This is a genomic window from Mesorhizobium sp. M7A.F.Ca.US.005.03.1.1 (genome assembly GCF_003997975.1).
In the GTDB taxonomy this organism is placed as follows: Bacteria; Pseudomonadota; Alphaproteobacteria; order Rhizobiales; family Rhizobiaceae; genus Mesorhizobium; species Mesorhizobium ciceri.
On record NZ_RZRO01000234.1, the window covers coordinates 1 to 337 of the forward strand.

A 337-nucleotide genomic window follows, 5' to 3' on the forward strand; every position below is an offset into this window, starting at 1 on the left:
TCGCGCGCGGGCCGGATGTTCTTGCCGAGGAAGCCATTGAGACGGCGTCGCTGCGGATTCTGGCAGTGGATGACGATGCGCTGGTCCTTTTGAATACCGCGGCAATGCTCGAGGATCTCGGCCATACTGTCGCGGAGGCGCATTCTGCGGCGGCAGCCCTCAGGTTGCTGGAGGAGCAGCCGTTCGACCTCGTCATAACGGATCATGCTATGCCGAAGATGACGGGCCTGCAGCTATCGAATACGATCAAAGTCCAGTGGCCGAACGTACCCGTCATTATAGCAACGGGCTACGCCGAACTCCCGGGGACTCGCGACATCAAAATTCTCAGCAAGCC

Annotated in this window: 1 protein-coding gene; it reads left to right on the plus strand. The window is 59.6% G+C overall.

Annotation, left to right across the window (positions count from 1 at the left end):
• Positions 1-337: response regulator (locus EN990_RS35310; protein ID WP_127388582.1), on the plus strand; the 337-nt coding region annotated here is incomplete at both ends.